The organism is Aestuariivirga litoralis (assembly GCF_003234965.1).
GTDB lineage: Bacteria > Pseudomonadota > Alphaproteobacteria > Rhizobiales > Aestuariivirgaceae > Aestuariivirga > Aestuariivirga litoralis.
This window is the reverse complement of record NZ_QKVK01000001.1, coordinates 13903-30944: the sequence shown is the minus strand read 5'-3', so window position 1 is coordinate 30944 and position 17042 is coordinate 13903. Positions and strand designations below refer to the sequence as shown.

Sequence of the window (17042 nt, the reverse complement as noted above, 5' to 3'; positions counted from 1 at the left end):
GCGTATTAAGGTGATTGAGACCCGTCCCCACTGACAGACCGCTCACAAAGGAGAGGTTCGTCCACGTGATTGACGCCATAAAATCCTGGTCCTTCCGTCTAGCGCTCTACAAGAATGCGGACAACCGGCGGGCTGTCTTCGAGATATTGGTGACAGGTCTGCCGTTCATAGCACTCTGGGTGTTGATGTGGGTTCTGGCAGCCCGAAGCTTTTGGCTTCGGCTCCCACTCGTCGTGCCGGCCGGCGCCCTCCTGGTGCGACTCTTCATGGTACAGCATGATTGCGGACACAACTCCTTCTTCTCGTCGCGGAGGGCGAACGATTGGACGGGACGAGCCCTCGACGTTCTGACTCTTACTCCCTATGACTTCTAGCGGCACTCCCATGCACTGCATCATGCGGGATTAATACATCTTGACCGCAGGGGAATTGGCGGCATCGATACCCTTGTGGTTGAGGAGTATGTCTCACGAAGCAGGTGGGGACGAATGTGGTGCCGAATTTACCGACACCCGCTGGTCATGTTCGGTCTGGGACCATCATACCTGTTCACGCTGCAGCCCCGCCTGCCTTTCGGCGCCATGAAGCATGTGGCCATGCCCTGGCTTAGTACCGGCCTGACCAATCTCGCTGTCGCCGCTCTCATCCTGGGTGTTGGCCAATTAGTCGGACTCTCAACGCTTCTATCCGTGCATCTTCCGATCGTCATTGCGGGTGCCTCGATCGGGGTCTGGCTAGTCTACTTTCAGCATCAGTTCGAAAGAACCTACTGGGAGAAGGACCCTAGTTGGTCCCACGCGGACGTGGCGCTGCACGGAAGTGCCTTCTACGATCTTCCGCCGGCGCTGATGTGGCTCACTGGGAACATCGGCATCCATCACGTCCATCATCTGTCGAGCCGCATTCCATTCTATAGAATCCCCGAAGTCGTTTCGGATTACCCGCAGCTCCGTTAGATCAGCCGTCTTAGTGTTCGCGAGAGCCTCAATTGTGTCCGCCTCACGCTCTGGAACAGTCATCAACGGAAGATGGTCTCGCTCGCGGAGCTAAAGAGCTGCGAACTCCGAGCGGCTGAGCGAGACAATTGCACCCCCAGCTCAGACCTTACACTTCCATGATGCTGCGATCCTGGTCGATCATGGCGGTCTTAGCATACTCCTTGCCCTTTTCGGCCAAGATAGCCGCACCGTCATTGAGGTCATCACCCTTGAAGTGGCGCGCCCAACGGGAAGAGGTTAATAACTGGCTTATTCTGTTAAACCGTTGATGCGCCGAGAAGGGTATTTGTTAGCCCAGAGGGCAGGCAGTGCGCGAGATCATTCCCAAAGCGAGTTGACAATTCAGCGACGGGGTATTTTGTGGAAATTTGCTGCTCGGGGAGTATACTTAATCTTCTGCCGCTACATCGCAATGAAGCGGATTCAATTATTCTGGCAGGGAGGCAGTCATGAGCCGTGCGACTTTGAGGGCGTGTCTTGTGAGCACGGCCATTATCGGCATAGCAGGTGTTGCTTTCGCTGATGACGATGTTGGAACACTTACGCCCGAGGTGGCCGCAAGGGTGTATGCGGCGAAGCCGAACTACTCCCCCTATGCCGGGCGGAACTTCCCGACGCGGCCGTTCTTCGGCGATACTCATCTGCATACAGCCGCCTCGTTCGATGCGGGAGCGTTCGGTGCGCGGCTGACGCCACGCGACGCCTATCGCTTCGCACGGGGCGAGGAAATCATGGCCTCGAGCGGCCAGCCTGCAAAGCTGTCGCGCCCACTCGATTTCCTGGTGGTCGCCGATCATTCCGACAATATGGGCATGTTCCCCGACCTCTATGCCGGCAAGCCCGAAGTCATAGCCGACCCGCAGGCGAGGACCTGGTACGACATGATCAAGTCCGGCAAGGGTGGCGAAGCTGCACTCCAGATCATCATGGGCTTCAGCTCCGGCACCCTTCCGGCATCGATGATCTATGGGCCGGATACGCGGCCTTACAAGAACGCGTGGCAAGACACGGTGAAGGCGGCCGAGGAATACAATGATCCGGGCCGGTTCACGGCCTTCATCGGCTATGAGTGGACGTCCAACACCGGCGGGAACAACCTCCATCGCAACGTGATCTTCCGCGACAATGGGGACAGGGCCGACCAGGTGGTACCCTACACCACCATGAAGCCCTTGGGCAGCGACAACCCGCGCGACCTGTGGAGGTGGATGCAGGCTTACGAGGACAAGACTGGCGGAAGCGTTCTGGCCATCGCGCATAACGGAAACCTGTCAAACGGCATCATGTTTCCGATGATCGAATCCTTTACCGGCAAGCCTCTGGATAAGACGTATGTGGATGAGCGCGCCAGATGGGAGCCGCTCTACGAGGTCACCCAGACCAAGGGTGACGGAGAGACCCATCCGACGCTGTCGCCGAACGATGAATTTGCCAATTTCGAGCGCTGGGATTTCGGCAACCTCGACGCGAGCGTGGCCAAGACTCCGGACATGCTCCAGTTCGAGTATGCGCGGTCGGCCCTCCGCAATGGCCTCAAGCTCGAAAGCGAGTTGGGCACGAACCCCTACAAGTTCGGCATGATCGGCAGTACCGACGCCCACACCGGCTTGGCCGCCGTCGAAGAAGACAACTTCTTCGGCAAGACCACGCCGCAGGAGCCAAGCCCCGAGCGCCTCACCGCAACCTTCGTTGATAATCCAAAGACGAAAATCAAGGTCATGGACTGGCAAGTCAGCGCCTCCGGCTACGCGGCCGTGTGGGCAACTGACAATACGCGCGAGGCCCTGTGGGATGCGATGCAGCGCAAGGAAACCTATGCCACGACGGGGTCGCGCATGACGGTCCGCTTCTTCGGCGGCTGGGACTTTGACCCTGCCGATGCCGATAACCGCAATCCGGGTGCCATCGGCTATGCGAAGGGGGTGCCCATGGGCGGCGACCTGAAGGCGGCACCCACGGGAAAGGTTCCAACCTTCCTGGTGGCAGCCCTGAAGGACCCGATCGGCGCAAATCTTGATCGCTACCAGGTCGTCAAGGGATGGCTTGACGAGAAGGGCGAAACCCACGAGCAGATATATGACGTGGCCTGGAGCGGTGACCGCAAGCCAGGGTCCGATAGGAAAGTACCCTCGGTGGGCAGCACGGTCGATATCGAGAACGCAACCTGGAAAAATACAATCGGCGCATCGGAGCTGATCGCCGTGTGGAAAGACCCGGACTTCGATCCCAAGCAGAAGGCATTCTACTACGGACGCGTCATCGAGATTCCGACGCCCCGCTGGACCGCCTACGATGCCAAGCGCTACGGTGTTAAGCCTTTGCCGGGCACACAGATGACCGTCACCGAGCGTGCCTACACCTCGCCCATCTGGTACACGCCGTAGGTAGGCCCGTGATCAAGCGGGTTATCCGCGAACCGCTCGTTCATTTCCTGCTCCTGGCCGCGCTGGTTTTTGCCGCTTACGGACTCGTGACCGGTCAGCAGTCAGCCACCGGGACGATTGACGTCACCCAAGCGAAGATCGAACAGCTGGCTGGGCTTTTTGCCAAGACGTGGCAGCGGCCTCCGACGGCTGAAGAGCTGAAGGGGCTGATCGATGACTATGTGAAGGAGGAAGTCTACGTCCGCGAGGCGCTCCGCATGGGCCTGGATGCGAATGATGCGGTTATCCGCAAGCGGTTGCGGCTGAAGATGGAGTTCCTCAACTCGGCCGAAGCAGAGGCAAGCCCTCCCACGGAGGCCCAACTCCAGGCCTATCTGGACAGTCACCCTGACACGTTCCGCCAGGCGCCACGGGTGTCGTTCGAGCAGGTCTATATCAACCCGCAAAAGCATGAGCCGGATGCAAGCGCTGCCGCCAAGGCGCTTCTTGGTCCCCTTCGTAAGGATGCAAACTATGCGGCGACCGCAGGCGACCCGACTCTCCTGCCGGCGGCAATGCCGCTAACGGACCAGCGGGGCATCGCAGAGGTCTTTGGCGACGATTTTGCGGCCGAAGTGACCAACATTGTGCCCGGACAGTGGCAGGGACCCATCACCTCTGACATCGGCTTGCATCTGGTGAAGGTGAACGAGCGCGTGCCTGGCAGCCTGCCGGCACTCAAGGACATTCGCCCCGCGGTGGAACGGGAGTGGATGAACGATCATCGTAACGTTGTCGAGCAGCAGCGCTTCGACGACCTCCTCAAGCGCTACAAGGTGATTGTCGAGCCCCTCTCGGCAGACGGGAGTCCATCCAAGTGATGAGGCTGCTGTCTTTGTTTGCCTTGCTTCTTGCGATGGCATGTCCCGCCGCTGCGCATGAAATTCGTCCGGCTTACCTTCAGATCGACGAGACAGCACAGGCGCAATACTCGGTGCTCTGGAAGGTTCCCGCCATAGGTGATCGCCGGCTCGCGATCTACGTGCGGTTTCCGGCAGAATGCCAAAACCTGGGCGAGCCCGTGGGCTCAATCGACGGCGCGACTTACTTTGAACGCTGGAAGTTGTCCTGCAAGGGCAGCCTCAAGGGCCGCTCGGTTACCATTGATGGCCTGCGCACAAGCATGACGGACGTTCTCGCCCGGATCAGCTGGACGGATGGCACCACCGAAGTTGCACGGCTGACACCGGAGCACCCGGTCCTGATCCTGAAGGGCGTGCAGAGCATCCCGCTGATAGCTTGGACTTACTTCGTGCTTGGCGTCGAACATATCCTTGGTGGCGTCGACCACCTCCTGTTCGTCCTCGCGCTGATGCTGCTCATCCGCGAGCGCTGGATGCTGCTCAAGACAATCACCGCATTCACGCTGGCCCACAGCATCACGCTCGCAGGCGCCGCACTGGGCTACTTCAGCCTGCCCCAGAAGCCCGTGGAGGCGACGATCGCGCTGAGCATCGCTTTCGTCGCCAGCGAACTCGTCAAGATGAAGCCCGGAGAGCGGCGACTTTCGGAGGCCTATCCATGGGTGGTGGCCTTTTCGTTCGGACTACTGCACGGCTTTGGCTTTGCCGACGCGCTCAAGGAGATCGGACTTCCCCAAAAGGACGTGCCCCTGGCCTTACTCACCTTCAATCTGGGCGTCGAAGCAGGGCAGCTGATGTTCGTGGGGGCGGTGCTTCTGATGTACGCGGCCCTAAAGACCGTGACCACTGTGCCAAACTCAAGGGCGCGCGTTGCCGCTGCCTATGTGATCGGGATTGTTGCTACAGTGTGGTTTATCGACCGCTTGGCAGGGTTCGTGGTTTCCTAGGTGACCGCTCACTTGCTTGCTTCCGGAATGAACAGATTTCACCCGATTGGTCCCGTGCAAACGTCTGATGATGGAGCCCGCCCTAGGGTTCTATTTTTGGTCCTGTAGGGTAGACACCGGCATGCAGTGATTTCAATCGCTTAAAATGTTGGCGCACCGGACAAGATGAAGTTGAGAACTGGATGATGCTCTTGCTAAGTCTCTGATCTAACTAAGGCGGTAGAATTTCTTGTTTGGCGCCGAACTGACGAGGTGGCTCCGATCGCCGACGAGCGTTGTTGTCTTGGGCTGTAGAATTGAGGCTATTGCACGGCTTGCGCAATCTGAACCGGCAGCCTACCAGACCCATCTGGGGAAAGCGGAAGGTCGAACATGTCAGAGAGAGAGCACGTGGAACTAACACTTTGGACGTTTCGCGGCGTTGCTCGCTCATTCAGATTGCTCACACTTCTGTTCTTCGCGGTTTTGGGCCCTGACGTAACGCAGGCGGAGAGCCCGGATGCACCTTCGGCAGTTTCCGGCACGGAGAGCCCGGCCCGAGAGTCCGCGCCGACCACGACCGCAGACCCGGGTATCGCGCTTGATGACCTCGAAATCATGCTGGAGCCGCTGACCCGCGCTGAAGTCGCGGTCGAGGCCAAGGCCTGGTTCGCCTTGCTTCGCGCCAAGGTCAGCGAGATCAGCCTTGCCGAACTCGCGGTACATCGCAAGAACCGCGAGATCGCGCAGTTGGCCAAGGAGAAGGCAGCTGGAGACGCTCTGGCGAAGGCTGCACAGGATGCAAAGTCCAAGGAGGGCAGCACTGATACGACGGCGGCCGAGAAGGCTGCGGCTGCAGAGCGTCTCGCAGCGGCGCAGAAGGATCTTGCCGAGACGGTTGACTCTGCCGAGAAGCAGGCGGCCAGCGATCAGGAGCAGGCGTCAACGGCAGCAAGCGTGGCAAGCGCGAAGACTGCGGAGGCGGCGAAGGTCTCTTCAACCGTTGGCCAAGTGGCAAAAACCGGAGACGGGACGGATCCTGTCGCTGCGGCAGTGGAACAGAAGGCCAGCGAGCCGGGCAATGCGCCGGAAGCCGCCACGTCCATCGCGAAGGAGGCCGCCGCGGCGTCTGCAGATGATTCGGGAAGTGGAATTTCAGCGGAGAAGGCCTCCAACAAGGCTGTACAGCTTTCTGAAAAGGCTAGTGAGGCCACCGGTGCCAAGACCGACGTCAAGGTCGCTCTGGTTGATCTGAGCACGCAGTTGACGAGCGAACGCACCGCACTTGCCGACCGCCTGAAGCTGGTTCTCGACAAGTGGGAACTGAAGGGAGGCGATCCGGCCGAGTATCGCCAGTACGTCTCGTCACTCAGCGGCTTCAAGATCGATGTCTCCGACCGGACCGCGACCTGGGCGAGGACCAAGGCGTGGCTTGTCGCCGACGAGGGCGGACTGCGCTGGTCGCGCAACCTGGGTATCTTCCTTGGCTATGTCCTGGGGTCAGTCATCATTGCGTGGATACTGCGACGGGTCCTCCGGCGTGCGATGAACGTGACGCATGTCTCGTCCAATCTTCTGCGCGATTTCGTTGTTTCGATGTCGGGTCGCGCGGTCGTCTTCTTCGGCGTTCTTCTGGGGTTGTCCGCCCTGGAGTTCAACCTGTCGCCCATCCTCGCGGCAGTCGGCGCTGCCGGTTTTGTGGTCGCCTTTGCACTTCAAGGTACGCTCAGCAACTTCGCGAGCGGTCTGCTGATCATGGTGAACAAGCCCTTCGACGTTGGTGACACCGTGGAGATTGGTTCAGGCATCAAGGGCAAGGTGCAGGCCGTCACGATCTTCAGCACCGTTGTCGAGAAAGAAGACGGGCTCACGATGATCGTTCCCAACAACACGGTCTGGAGTGGTGTCATCACCAACTACTCTACGAGCGTCATCAGAAACGTGGGCGCATCCGGTTGAGGCGATCAACTGGTCCATCGGTAATACCTAGGGGTCCTGGCCCTGCTTTGCGACTTTGGAGAACTTGAGTGCCAATCCAAAAGGATCGAACGTCCATACGATTGATCTAGCACCTCAACTCCTGGCGCAACAGTTGCGCCAAACACCAACGAAATCTCTACAGGCTAACCGGCCTCGTGCTGATCTAGCCTAACTCCTAGTACACAATCATTGTGGAAAGCTATCGAGTGACAGTGGATCTATTTACAGCCTTTGAGGCTGCCGATGACTTTGGCCATGTTGCGCGAAGCCTGGATACCGCTTGCGAGATTGTAATGCTGTGCGAGGATCCGGTCGCTGCGGTCGCCCAGGAGATCCCTTGCTCCGGCAGCATTGACGGGATCGTGGACGGCCCAGGTGGTGACGCCGATGCGGCGGGTGTCATGAAGGGTCAGATGAAGCCCCAGTGATGCCTTCGCCTCCGCCTGGAAGGCGTTGTAGAGAGCGTCACCGGTCGCCGGCCTTCCCCTGGCGGAGGCCCAGAGGCCCTGGTGGTGCTGGCTGGCGAAGATCAGGGGGCGGTAGACAGCGAGATAGCGGTCGACATGGATGTTGAGCCAGTCCTCGAGGTCGGCCTCGGCGGGTTCTCCGTTCTTGACCAGGTCCCCAGGGATGCGGATCACCCAGCCTGAGGGTTCGCGGCGGAAGGTTGTCCCGAGTTCCAGCTGCGAGAGATTGGTGCGGCGGAGGGGAGAGAAGGTGGCGATCGCCACCAGCAGAGCATCGCGGTAGCGCAGCGCAAGGGCTTGGAGGTGCTTGCGGCTGACGCCCGGTACCGTTGTGGCAAGGGCGAGATCAACCGCGTCCATCCGCGCGAGGCTTGCATCGATGAGCCGTTGCGAGGTGATCTCGATCGGCTTTCGCCCGGCTGCGGGTACAGCGCGCTCCAGCCGGGTCTTGATGGCCTTGAACCACGTCCAGCCTCGCGCTGGAAACATGAACCGGAGGCCGTCATGGAGCCTTCCGATCTGTGACGCGACGGTACGAGGCGAGCAGGTCTCGCGGAGGTGAGCCACGAAGGCCCTGATCATCTCCGGGGATGCGCGGGTCTCGGGTGGAGCTGCAAGGAGAGCGGGATGGCGGGAGCTCAGCCAGCCCAGCCAGCGGCGGTAGCCGTAGCGGATTGAGTCCCTGGTGCTGGGCTTGAGGCGGGCGCCGCGACCTTGGTCATCGAAGACGTCGTGGGACCTGTCGAAGGCATTTGCAAAGGCCGCGCGGTCCAACTCCGGCCAGGCGCTCTCCGGCAGGTGAAGGAGCGGTGAGACAGTCACCGGGTCGCTGGCGTTTGTCCGGCTCATGGCCCGCTACCTTTCCTTGGGGCGCCCCGGACCACGCTTCCGGGCCTCGTCACGGAGCCGTTCGACCAGGGCAGCGTGCCAGCGGGAAGCGCGGCGGGTATCGGTGCCGGCATAGAACTTGACCACGTTCTTGGTCCCGGAGTGACCGAGGAGCTGGGCGGCGGCTTCGAAGGCCCCGGGATTGGCATCGAGCAGCAGCTTGCCGCAGACGTGGCGGAACTGGTGCATGCTCATCCTGCGGCCGAGGCGCTTCTCCAGAACCAATTCGAGACGGTTGGCGACGCTCTCCTGCTTCTTGGGCTGGCCGTCGGCCCGGACGAAGAGCTGTGACGGCGTCGTGCCGGTGAGCTCAGGGGCGAGCTTCGTCCGATAATGGTGGAGACGGCGGGACAGCGCCACGGGCAACTCGCCGAGATAGTCCCGATCCGTCTTGTGCTCGGTCACCGGTACATGGATCAGGGCCTCTGCCCGGGGGCCATTGGGCCAGGTGATGTGCCTGTCGAAGACCAGCGCGCACATGTTCTTCCGGCGCAGCGGCGTGATCTGCAGGATACCGATGAGAAGTGCCAGCTGGGCCCGCACGAGGCGCTGACTGGCAGGCAGCCTGTCCGACAGCGCTTCCTTCCACAGCTCGTCACCAAGTCTCAGGAAGCGTCCCAGAAAGGCCTTGTCGTCGAAGGCCGCCAGCAGATCGCGGTTCTTGGAGGTCATGCCCGGCCGGAGCTTCGGCAGCTTGGCCTTGAGTGCCTTCAGGGCGGCGATCTCGTCCGGGGACTGCCCGAGCCAGCCTTGCGCCAGGATCACCACGACGGTGGCCACGCCATGCAGATTGGCGGTCGCCACCTTGCCGGCATCGGCAAGCATCTGGCGCAGGATGGCCAGGTAGACGTCGGGCCGGGTAAGGACGGCAAGGCCGGCAAGATCGGTGATGGGGACGCCGGAGCGTACCGCTGCATCCGCCGCGCTGTGCAGGTTGCTGGTATAGGAGATCACCGTCTGGGCGCGCAGCGCCTTTGGCCGCGCCCGCTCATCGAGAGGGTCGGCGGTGGCGCACCAGCGCTGGAAGGCCTCGAGATCCTCACGGAGGGATGCCGGGAAGGCAGCCAGCGGATGGCGTCCCGGGGCCTTGGCGGTGCCTGTAGGGGGCACGATCACCTGCACGACTGGGTGGCGACCCGGCGGGCCTGGGGGGATCTGGTTCCATGCGCTGGCGGCCTCACGGCAGACGCGGTGCGGATTGCGGACGAGGCTCGAGGCCATGAGAGCCTCGCGAAAGGCGTCAAAGCTGTCCTGGGTGACGTCTCCAGGCTCTGTACCCTGTTGCGTGCAGTAACGGGCAAGGCGGGAAAGTGCGAGGCGGTGACGGATCTTCGGCAGGCCGGCGATCAGCTCCTCCCAGCCCGATGACAGGCGGGTGGATGCGGTCTGCAGCGGTTTTGCGGCGCCGGTCAGCGCCAGGGCCCTCAGCACCTGACTGCGGATCACGCCCCAGCGGTGGGGTGTCACGCCATGGCGCGCCGGGTGCGCCGAGGCCAGCCGTTCCTGGAGGACGCCAAGGTCGCCGGCAGCGGTCGTCCGTGGGTCGAGGCCGGTCACCTTGCAGAAACAGCGGACAGCGCTGGCGAGGTTGGCCTTGGTGCGAGCGGAAATCCCGGGAATAACAGGCACCGCCGCGATGACATCCGCGAGGCTCATGGGGTGAAGGGGCATGGTGATCTCCGTCAGGGGGCAGGACAGGCGGTGACACGGCACGACAGGAGGCGACAGGAGACGTCATTCATAGGTGCTACTCATAACACAATGGGATATCGTCACTTGCCGAGCTCTTATGACAGCCATCAAATACATGACAAACAACGACAAACGACGTCAGAAATCCGGATCACGGACGATCCGGCTCGCGGCCAGCAGACGCTGCAGTTCATCGTCGGAAACGCGCACTGCACCGCCGATCTTCACGGCCTGAAGCGTCCCGTTGCTGATCAGTCGCTGCACAGAGCGCGGGCTCAGGTCGAGCTTCGCGGCAATCGTCTCGATGCGGTGGTACTTCGGCCCAGAGGCCGCCTTCGTGGGCATAGACATCTCGACCTCCTCAGCGTGGCTCAGAGGTGGACTGGCGACGACGCGACGCTAGGTAGGTGTCCAGATCGCCGGTGTCGTAGACCACGCGACCGCCGATCTGAAGGAACGGAGGCCCGTCGCCCCGCAGGCGCGACTTGTCGAGCCACGAGAGGGAGACGCCAAGATAGTTTGCCGTCGGCTTTCGGTGCAAGCGCCGGGAGACGGCCCTCTCCGTGTGCTTGTTGGGTGCAGGGATCATGCGCTCGGTCGGCGGATGCGGGCGCTGTGGAAGGGTCTGAGGGTGACTGCTGTCCTGGTGACAGGCCGATTGGCGCGAGGTCGTCGTGTGGCGGTGGATGTTGGGAGGGGTGGGTTTCATAGTGGCTTCCCTGTTGGCGCTGTGTTTCGCGCGACAGAAAGCCAGATTCGGGGGGCTACTGTTTTAGGCAATCGAATGGGTGGAATATCTAGTATCGAGACACGAGAACTTTGGAACGCTGTTGGCATTCTAGACTGGACTTCGAGCTATCAGCAGTGACAACTCACTCAGTCACTCACTCACTCACTCACTCACTCACTCACTCAGTCACTCAGTCACTCACTCACTCACTCAGTCAGTGCCTGACTTTTAATCAGCTCTATTATTGATATCGCCGATCGTTTTAGCGTTGTGCACAATTCTGCACACAGGGTTTTGCTTCAGGCTGACGCCGCTTGACGCGTCTCAACACACGCACCTGTCGGACTGAGTCAACCTGCCACACCGGAGTGTCTCAGCTCTGGGCCCCAGCTCGGTTTCCGCAATCAGACTCGAACACTCGTTCTGCCGCATGCGCGCTCGGGTCGTCCGCCGCAAGCCGCTCACGCAAACGCACCAGAGTGCTTCGCCTCACTGACCGAATGGGAACCTTTCTGAAAAGCTAAAGGTCGAAGGCGGACTGAGCCCAGGTCAGTGTGAGCTGAAACCGTATCGCTAGGCGAGTAAGCTGCGCCTGCAATTGAGATGCTTGGTGAACTCTTCATCACGCCTTCGGTCGGCGGTTTGGGCCAGAGCACCGGCTATGAGGAATCCGAACACAGCAATCCAGTGACAAACGTCTACGCAGTGATCGCGCTACCCTCATTCAGGCTGACGGCCAGACTAGGCGATGACGCAGCTAGCAGGTCATTGCCCGTGCCATCGATCGCCGACTGTTGCAGCAGAATCGAGGGATGCCGGGGTCAGCACTTCATCGCTCTACGACCTTGCTCCCATTCTTAAGCCGATGGGCATGCAGCTTAAAGAAGTTGCCCACCCGCGCCGGACCTCTTTCAAGGCCTCGATCTTCATGTTTGCCAAATAGCCAAGGGTCTGTTTCGCTCATGTCCAAATTCTCCCAGTCTGGTATGGTGGCGAGGCTACGAATACTCTCCATCTTGAAGCCTGATTTCCTTGCGAAGGGGCGCACCGGGATCAGAACGAGCGCCAGAAAGGCGTGGAACGGGCCATGATAGATATAGAGAGCAGGGAGATCCATGTTGAACTGTGTCGTCCGCTTCCCGGAACCGCCAGACCTCACAAACATGACCGCCAGATCCTGAATGAGCTCACGCTGCAGAACGAGCGTCTGACCACCTTTGTGTGAATCGTCCTCGTTTTTCCTTTGGAGATCGGCCAAGACCACAGAGGCGGCACGGGCGATTTCCTCGTCAGGTGGCCGTGTGTCCTCGCCCGCCTCGAACTGCGACAGGACGAGCCGGTTTTCTCGGCAGCCTCTGGTGAAGGAGTCATACACCAGGGCAACCGCCTGAGGATCATATTTGTGGACTTTGGCCAGAAACTCTGCGGGCCGCCTGGCGATCCTCCGGACCGTCGGCATCAGCTTGAGCGGGGTACGCATGGGAATGGCGTCGCAGGCGAGTGCAAAGTCGATCAACCGCCGGGTGACCTGTTCAAGAAGTGCCCTGAGATCATCGTGGGCCGGAGCGGGAAGCTTCCACCGGTCGTAGATCGCCAGGAACTGGGCGCCCTTTCCCCGGAAGTAGCGCGCGATCGCGCGAAGGTCCTTGTGGTAGTCAATCGGGCTATGATCGATCACTGCCTTGTAGTGTCGTGGCATCAGGCAACCTCCTCGAGTCGACTGCTGCACCCAGATTAGCCGATCCGGGGGTCTTGCCGGAGCGGGCTGAGACCTTTTTCCACCTTATCCCCAAGCGGCTCCCCCGTGGGTCCGGGCGCCGCCTGAGAGCCGTTCTCCTCACCAAGGATCGCCGCCACGTGGTTCGACCAGAGCTCGATTGCCGCCTTGCGCTCATTCATGAACTCATGCCGCTGATAGACAGCCACGATTCCGCTGATCGCGCCGCTCTGGTGGTTGAGGATCTTGTCGGCAACATGCGGCGCCACCCCAAGTGCCGCCATCCCGGTGGCGACCGTCCGCCGGAGGTCATGCAACACCCAGCCCTTCACGCCTGAGGCCGCGTCGTGGCGCTTCTTCATCGCACTGAAGTACTGAAAGGTCTTGCCCTGTGCCGAGGCGAATACCAGAGGTTGCTCTTCGTCACGGTCGGGGAGAAGCGCCTTCATCTTTGGCGTCAGGTGGACAACATGGCCGCGCCGTGTCTTCGTGCGGCGAGCGGGGATGGTCCACAGGTTCTTGTCGAGGTCGAGTTCTTCCCAGCGCATGCCTGCCACCTCGCTCCGTCTCTGGCCCGTCAGGGCAAGAAACATGACGATAGGACCGTACGGGTCAGGCAGTGTCATGCCAGTTCTGAGCACGGCAGCCAGTTCATCATCCGACAGCACCCGGTCCCGGGATCGACCTGAAGAAGGGGGGATCAGGCCCCGGCACGGGGAAGTCTCGACAATGCCTCTTCCGATGCACCAGTTGAAGAACGCCCGGATGACGGTCAGCGCTCGCCCCGCCATGGCCAAGGCGCCCCTCTGCACAATGGCCTCGATGCAGTCCCGGACGTCGGTCCGGCTTATGCTGCTGATCTGACGACCTTTCCACAAGGGAAGCACGATCCGGTTGAGAATGCGGACCGTCTCCAGGCCGATCTCGCGAGGTTGGAGGTATTCCAGCTTGTACTGCTGAATGACCGCGCCAATCTCCAGTCCGACCGGCCGCCTGCGTCGGGCCTGCTTTTCGGCTGCTGGGTCCTGACCATCAAGCCGCGCCAGAAGAACCTTCTGGGCGGCCGTTCGGGCCGATATCAAGGTCATGACGCCATAGGGTCCAAGCGTGTACTTCCGGAGGCGTCGGTCGTCCGTCGTGCGATACATCACGATGAAGACCTTGCGGCCTGCCGGGGTTACCTTCAGGCCAAATCCTCGTAGGCTTTGATCCCAGTAAACCTGGTCTGTTGCCTGTGGCCTGAGGTCGTCGATCAGAGGCTTCGTCAGCTTGAGCGTCGGCATATGCGAGGTTCCCCATGCTACCTGCGGGCCACATAGGTAGCGCCGCAGATGAAACACCAGGTACCGCATGACCAGAGGGTAGGACGAAGATCAAGGCATATCAGAGACTTCTGCTACGCCCTGCAATGCGGTACCACACAGGGAAACACTAATCTTCTTCCGCTGACGGAGCGGGAGAAGACGAAAACGTCATGCCTCGAAACTCACGCGCCCGTCGCAGATGGTGGTGACGGGCCGCACATTCGCGACCTCGGTCTTCGCCGTTTTCTCCATGTCGGCGTCGAGCACGACGACGTCGGCGAGATAGCCTTCCTTCAGCGTTCCTTTCCGGTCCTCCATGAACTCCATGTAGGCGCCGGCGGCGGTGAAGCCGTGCAGCGTGTCCATCAGGCTCTGGGCCTGCGGCGGGCAGTCGGGCCTCAAGGGCACTGCCGTCATCGCCGCCTGCATGCCGAGGAAGGGGCTCAGGGGCGCCACCGGCCAGTCGGAGGAGAAGGCGATCACCGCACCCGTCTCGCGCAGCGTCTGCCAGGCATAGGACCATGGCAGCTTGTCGCCCACGCGCGACAGGATGGGCTCATGCGGTGAGCCTGGAACGCCCACACCGGCGATGGGCTGCAGCGAGGCGACGACGCCGAGTTCCTTCAACCGGGGAATGTCGGCGGGATCGATCATCTCGATGTGCTCGATGCGGTGGCGCGAGTCGCGCCTGCCATTCGCCCTGATCGCGTTGTCATAGGCATCGAGCGTGCGGCGCACGCCGCCGTCACCGATGGCATGGGTCGCCACCTGCAGTCCGTGCCTGTCGGCACGGCGCACGATCTCGTTCATCTCCTCCGCGGTGAACAGCGGCGCACCCATGTTCTCCGGCTGGTCGGGATAGCCCTCCAGCATCAGCGCCGTATAGGTCTCGAGCACGCCGTCGACGAAGACCTTCACGCGGTCGCAGTGCAGCATCTCGCCGCCCGGTCGCGTGCGGGCATATTTTGCACGCATGTCGGCGGCTTCCTCGACACGCGCGATTTCGAAGGTGTTCTTCTGGTGGAAGGGAATCTCGACGCGCGCCAGCATCTCGCCGCGGTCGAGCAGCGTCTGCAGCAGTTCGAGCTGGTACCAGTTGCCATCCATGTTGTGCATCGAGGTGATGCCGAGGGACGCCGCATGCGCGATGCCCTTCTTGAAGAAACCGATGTCGAGCTCGCGCTGCGCGGGCGTTGCCGGCGGGTCGGGGTTCTCGCCCGTGGTCATGCCCAGCCATTCGCGCCCGCCCGTCGGGGTCAGCGCCTGCACCAGCATGTAGGCTGCCGGTTCGCGCAGCTCGCCCGTAGCGATGCCATTGTGGTCGAGCACGATCTCGTTGCCCACGGGCAGCTCGCGCCCCTTCATGATGCCTGCCATTTCGAGCGCCTTGGTGTTGGCCCACATGGTGTGGTGGTCGAAGCAGCCCATGATGAAGGGAATGTCGGAGACCATGCGGTCCAGCATCTGCCGCGTGATCGGTTCGCCGAAGGCCTCATGCGCGATGCCGGTGGCCAGCAGCACGGGCTCGCCCGGGCGCTGCCGGCGAAAACGCGCCACGGCCTCCGCCACGGCCTCGAAGCCGGTCATGCCATTGAGCATCAGCGTCTCGAGTTCGACGGCGCCGCCGAAGAGATGCACGTGCCCCTCGATGATGCCGGGCATCACCGTCTTCTGCGCCGCATCGATCACCCGCGTGTGCCTTGCCTTCAGCCCCGCCACGTCATCGGCGGAGCCCACGCGGATGATGCGGTTCCCCGCGATCGCCACGGCTTCGGCGCGGGGCCGGGCAGGGTCCATGGTCAGCACACGTGCATTGGTGATCAGAATGTCGGCGGCAGTCATGTCAGGCGTCCTTCACTTTGCGCCCGCGAAATTGCCCGCTTGACGAAAGCCCGGCAAGCCCCCACCCTGCATGCCAGTGTCAACAACGAAAGGAGGTGATCCGATGTCGAGTGAGTTCACTGTGCCGGGCAGCCGGATCGTTGCCTCCGCAGGTTCGCGGAGCTGACGACGAGATATCGAGACCGCCTCCCGGCGCATCTCACGGAAAGGCCGCCCAGTGGGCGGCCTTTTTCGTTCCGCACGCCCTCGCTTCCGGGGACGGGAAAAACAGATCAAAGACATTGTCGGTTAAGGAGGCTCGTGACAGTCGCTCCTCCTCTCGCCCACGGGATAATCGGGCTAGATGGCGGGTAAGGGAGGGGGTTCGCCGCCCGCGAACCTCCTCGATATCGTACACAAACCTTTGCACAGCTTTTGATTGATTCAATTTCTGGGTGTCGGCCATTCTTTGCCCAATCATGGGCAATCCAGATGCGTGAGCTTGGCAAATTCCTGCCCTGTGAACCGGTTGACGATGGACGACATGCGATTCCTGATGGCGCGGGGCTGGCTCAGCCTCTGCGAACCTTCCTTCGCGGAATCGCTGCTGCAGCGGAGCCGCGTGCAGGTTCTCGAAGCGGGTGAACCGCTGTTCCACCCCACGGATCCGTCCTCCGGTCTTTACGGCGTGCTGTCCGGCGGTCTTGGGGTGTCCTTCGTCGTGCCGGAATTCGGCCCCACCCTGGCGCATCTCATGCTGCCCGGGTCGTGGCTGGGCGAGACGGCACTGGTGCGGCGGGCACGCACCGTCGGCGTGCACGCCACGCGCATGTCGCGCGTTGTCCTGCTCGCCACCCGCGAGATTGATGCCATCGTGGCGCAGGATCCGCGACGCTGGCCGGCCTTTGCCCTGCTGGCCGTGATCAACGGTCAGCTCGCCATGGGCGCTGCCTATGACCTCATGCTGCGCGATGCCCGCCAGCGCTGTGCGGCCACGCTGCTGCGGCTGGGCGGCTTCCGCCACAACGTGCCGCGCCCCAGCACACCGGTGGAGCTCGACATCACCCAGGCGGACCTGGCGCACATGACCAACCTGTCGCGCAACTCCATCGGCGCGATCCTCCGCCTGTTCCGGGCGCAGAACTGCGTCGACATCGACTATGGCCAGCTCGTCATCACCGATCCGGAAGCCCTGCGCCTGGTGCTCGAATCGAAGGGCTGAACGGCGATCAG

At 61.6% G+C, this 17042-nt stretch carries 11 protein-coding genes and 1 pseudogene; 6 read left to right on the top strand and 6 right to left on the bottom strand.

Annotated elements, in window-relative coordinates; all coding sequences use genetic code 11:
* The first annotated feature begins 65 nt into the window (after window positions 1-65).
* From DK847_RS21095 to DK847_RS00125, 5 genes and pseudogenes are all read left to right on the top strand, one after another.
* Window positions 66-1118, top strand: a pseudogene (locus DK847_RS21095) (fatty acid desaturase).
* A gap of 329 nt (window positions 1119-1447) precedes the next feature.
* Complete coding sequence (locus DK847_RS00140) at window positions 1448-3382, top strand: DUF3604 domain-containing protein (protein ID WP_111195601.1); 1935 nt, start codon at window positions 1448-1450, stop codon at window positions 3380-3382.
* Between the two features lie 8 nt (window positions 3383-3390).
* On the top strand, window positions 3391-4242 hold the full coding sequence (locus DK847_RS00135; protein WP_245414482.1) for a peptidyl-prolyl cis-trans isomerase: 852 nt from the start codon (window positions 3391-3393) through the stop codon (window positions 4240-4242).
* Window positions 4242-5231: a HupE/UreJ family protein gene (locus DK847_RS00130; protein ID WP_193548164.1), complete on the top strand. Its 990-nt coding sequence runs from the start codon at window positions 4242-4244 to the stop codon at window positions 5229-5231. The genes DK847_RS00135 and DK847_RS00130 overlap by 1 nt, the downstream gene beginning before the upstream one ends.
* 372 nt (window positions 5232-5603) lie before the next feature.
* Entirely contained in the window at window positions 5604-7169 is a 1566-nt protein-coding gene (locus DK847_RS00125) for a mechanosensitive ion channel family protein (protein WP_111195599.1), read from the top strand.
* A 239-nt stretch (window positions 7170-7408) separates the two neighbouring features.
* Here the strand turns inward: DK847_RS00125 and DK847_RS00120 are convergent, their stop codons facing one another.
* The 6 genes from DK847_RS00120 to DK847_RS00090 form a co-directional block, all read right to left on the bottom strand.
* On the bottom strand, window positions 7409-8506 hold the full coding sequence (locus DK847_RS00120) for a hypothetical protein (RefSeq protein WP_146255994.1): 1098 nt from the start codon (window positions 8504-8506) through the stop codon (window positions 7409-7411).
* 6 nt (window positions 8507-8512) lie between these two features.
* A complete protein-coding gene (locus DK847_RS00115) occupies window positions 8513-10216 on the bottom strand; it encodes a tyrosine-type recombinase/integrase (protein ID WP_111195597.1) in 1704 nt (567 codons plus the stop codon).
* Between the two features lie 159 nt (window positions 10217-10375).
* On the bottom strand, window positions 10376-10588 hold the full coding sequence (locus DK847_RS00110; protein WP_111195596.1) for a helix-turn-helix domain-containing protein: 213 nt from the start codon (window positions 10586-10588) through the stop codon (window positions 10376-10378).
* 1208 nt (window positions 10589-11796) lie between these two features.
* The gene (locus DK847_RS00100; RefSeq protein ID WP_111195594.1) at window positions 11797-12666 is read right to left on the bottom strand and encodes a hypothetical protein; all 870 of its coding nucleotides are present in this window, start codon (window positions 12664-12666) and stop codon (window positions 11797-11799) included.
* Window positions 12667-12701: 35 nt separating this feature from the next.
* Entirely contained in the window at window positions 12702-13967 is a 1266-nt protein-coding gene (locus DK847_RS00095) for a tyrosine-type recombinase/integrase (protein WP_161957072.1), read from the bottom strand.
* A 189-nt stretch (window positions 13968-14156) separates the two neighbouring features.
* Complete coding sequence (locus DK847_RS00090; protein WP_111195592.1) at window positions 14157-15830, bottom strand: amidohydrolase; 1674 nt, start codon at window positions 15828-15830, stop codon at window positions 14157-14159.
* A 514-nt stretch (window positions 15831-16344) separates the two neighbouring features.
* Between DK847_RS00090 and DK847_RS00085 the strand changes: the two genes are divergently transcribed.
* Window positions 16345-17031, top strand: a complete 687-nt coding sequence (locus DK847_RS00085) for a Crp/Fnr family transcriptional regulator (protein WP_111195591.1) — start codon at window positions 16345-16347, stop codon at window positions 17029-17031.
* Window positions 17032-17042 lie beyond the last annotated feature (11 nt).

What these genes read in the sequence shown, in the direction of transcription:
- DK847_RS00130 (WP_193548164.1), top strand. Translation starts at nt 4,242, where the DNA reads ATGAGGCTGCTGTCTTTGTTTGCCTTGCTTCTTGCGATGGCATGTCCC.
- DK847_RS00120 (WP_146255994.1), bottom strand. Translation starts at nt 8,506, where the DNA reads ATGAGCCGGACAAACGCCAGCGACCCGGTGACTGTCTCACCGCTCCTT.
- DK847_RS00115 (WP_111195597.1), bottom strand. Translation starts at nt 10,216, where the DNA reads ATGCCCCTTCACCCCATGAGCCTCGCGGATGTCATCGCGGCGGTGCCT.
- DK847_RS00100 (WP_111195594.1), bottom strand. Translation starts at nt 12,666, where the DNA reads ATGCCACGACACTACAAGGCAGTGATCGATCATAGCCCGATTGACTAC.
- DK847_RS00110 (WP_111195596.1), bottom strand. Translation starts at nt 10,588, where the DNA reads ATGTCTATGCCCACGAAGGCGGCCTCTGGGCCGAAGTACCACCGCATC.
- DK847_RS00095 (WP_161957072.1), bottom strand. Translation starts at nt 13,967, where the DNA reads ATGCCGACGCTCAAGCTGACGAAGCCTCTGATCGACGACCTCAGGCCA.
- DK847_RS00125 (WP_111195599.1), top strand. Translation starts at nt 5,604, where the DNA reads ATGTCAGAGAGAGAGCACGTGGAACTAACACTTTGGACGTTTCGCGGC.
- DK847_RS00140 (WP_111195601.1), top strand. Translation starts at nt 1,448, where the DNA reads ATGAGCCGTGCGACTTTGAGGGCGTGTCTTGTGAGCACGGCCATTATC.
- DK847_RS00090 (WP_111195592.1), bottom strand. Translation starts at nt 15,830, where the DNA reads ATGACTGCCGCCGACATTCTGATCACCAATGCACGTGTGCTGACCATG.
- DK847_RS00085 (WP_111195591.1), top strand. Translation starts at nt 16,345, where the DNA reads ATGGACGACATGCGATTCCTGATGGCGCGGGGCTGGCTCAGCCTCTGC.